General features: G+C 31.8%; 4 protein-coding genes. All 4 read left to right on the top strand.

The window, feature by feature from the left end:
• Positions 1–343: 343 nt before the first annotated feature.
• Positions 344–604 carry a DUF2281 domain-containing protein gene (locus FFR48_RS27710; protein ID WP_137669558.1) on the top strand — a complete coding sequence of 87 codons (261 nt, stop codon included), beginning with the start codon at positions 344–346 and terminating at the stop codon, positions 602–604.
• The gene (locus FFR48_RS27705; RefSeq protein ID WP_137669557.1) at positions 601–1,002 is read left to right on the top strand and encodes a type II toxin-antitoxin system VapC family toxin; all 402 of its coding nucleotides are present in this window, start codon (positions 601–603) and stop codon (positions 1,000–1,002) included. Before FFR48_RS27710 ends, FFR48_RS27705 begins: the two co-directional genes overlap by 4 nt.
• A gap of 149 nt (positions 1,003–1,151) precedes the next feature.
• Positions 1,152–1,364 (top strand): hypothetical protein, encoded by a 213-nt coding sequence (locus FFR48_RS27700; RefSeq protein ID WP_137669556.1) that lies wholly within the window; start codon positions 1,152–1,154, stop codon positions 1,362–1,364.
• A 31-nt stretch (positions 1,365–1,395) separates the two neighbouring features.
• Positions 1,396–1,650: a DUF2281 domain-containing protein gene (locus FFR48_RS27695; protein WP_137669555.1), complete on the top strand. Its 255-nt coding sequence runs from the start codon at positions 1,396–1,398 to the stop codon at positions 1,648–1,650.
• Positions 1,651–1,749 lie beyond the last annotated feature (99 nt).

Here is a 1,749-nt window from a genome sequence, read left to right as displayed (position 1 = left end):
AAAGTTAACAACAATAATTATGATTGAATTACAACAATTGCAAGAACAGGTATTAAAACTACCGATCAGAGAACGCTGACATCTTGTACAAACTTTACTAGCATCAATTCAACAAGAAACCCTATCTTCTATACCTCTACAACCCACCATCGAAAACTTATCTGAACTTGCTCCCTGGACTCAAACTTTAATAGGTGTAATAAGCTTAAAATCAGAAAATACAAAAGAGAGTTATATTGATTATTTAGAAGACAAATATAGTTAAAAAATTACAGCACAAGACCGGGAAGATATCCGGTAAGCAGTATAATAGTAATAAAACAATTCAAAACAGGTAGTAATTATGGATATCAAACTTGCAGAAATATCTCAAGAAATTAACAGCTTACCCGAAGAAGCACAAATCTTACTCCTTGATTTTATTCAGATATTAAAAAAACATTATCCACAACCAAAACGAGAAAATACAATCACATCACAACCCCATCCATTAAACACATTTATAGAAAAATATGGTGCTTGGGAAGATGAACGCACAGCAGAAGAAATAGTTAAAGAAATTTATGACAGTCGTACTATTTCCCACTCTGATATTAGCTTATGATTTACTTATTAGATACAGATACCTGCATTTACTGGTTAAAAAATATTACTTCAGTTACAAATAAAATTCAAACAATAGGATGGGAAAATATTTGTATTTGTAACATCACCGTTGCTGAATTATATTTTGGTGCTTACAATTCTCAAAAAGTAGCAGAAAATTTAACTCGTGCAGAAAACTTTCTTCAAAATATTGAAGTGGTAGCTTTAGATAATAATTCTGTCAAAAAATTTGGTGAATTAAAAGCCGAACTGAGAAAAATAGGACAACAAGTAGCCGATTTTGATTTATTAATTGCTAGTGTCGCATTAACTAGAAACTATATTTTAGTCACTAACAACACTCGTCATTATAGCCGAATTTCCGAGTTAAAATTAGAGAATTGGTTTTCTCATTAAAAAGGATTCCTGTAGTGAGTAGGTTGGTTTAAGTGCAGCGCAACCCAACATCACCCAAACCACCCAACCATTACCAAATATATAGAACATAAATCACCATTATGTAAGAATCTGTTAGAATAGGAATAATAAAGTTAACAACAATAATTATGATTGAATTACAACAATTGCAAGAACAGGTATTAAAACTACCAATCAGAGAACGCTGGCATCTTGTACAAACTTTACTAGCATCAATTCAACAAGAAACCCTATCTTCTACACCTCTACAACCCACCATCAAAAACTTATCTGAACTTGACCCCTGGACTCAAAGTTTAATAGGTGTAATTAGCTTAGAATCAGAAAATACATTATTATAGTAATAACATAATTCAAAAACAGGCAGTAACTATGGATATCAAACTTGCAGAAATATCTCAAGAAATTAACAGCTTACCCGAAGAAGCACAAATCTTACTACTTGATTTTATTCAGATATTAAAAAAACGTTATCCACAACCAGGAAATCATCATCAAGAAAAAACCATCTATGAGAAATTTGATGAAATTGGATTAATTGGTTGTTGTGCTGTGGAAGAAAATTTATCAACCACCTATAAAGAAGTTTTATCTAATACCAATACCTTAGCCAAATTACGAGGGTGAAACGGTTGTAGAAGTATTGTGAATACGACCAAGAGAGGTAAGCTTGGCAAAAATCTGGGATAATAAAATAGGGTCTGGTGGTTCTGGAAGCATTTTTAA

The sequence above is a fragment of the Sphaerospermopsis reniformis genome (assembly GCF_005402885.1).
GTDB classification, from domain to species: domain Bacteria; phylum Cyanobacteriota; class Cyanobacteriia; order Cyanobacteriales; family Nostocaceae; genus Sphaerospermopsis; species Sphaerospermopsis kisseleviana.
This window is presented reverse-complemented; position numbering and strand designations above follow the sequence as displayed.

What these genes read in the sequence shown, in the direction of transcription:
- FFR48_RS27710 (WP_137669558.1), top strand. Translation starts at nt 344, where the DNA reads ATGGATATCAAACTTGCAGAAATATCTCAAGAAATTAACAGCTTACCC.
- FFR48_RS27705 (WP_137669557.1), top strand. Translation starts at nt 601, where the DNA reads ATGATTTACTTATTAGATACAGATACCTGCATTTACTGGTTAAAAAAT.
- FFR48_RS27700 (WP_137669556.1), top strand. Translation starts at nt 1,152, where the DNA reads ATGATTGAATTACAACAATTGCAAGAACAGGTATTAAAACTACCAATC.
- FFR48_RS27695 (WP_137669555.1), top strand. Translation starts at nt 1,396, where the DNA reads ATGGATATCAAACTTGCAGAAATATCTCAAGAAATTAACAGCTTACCC.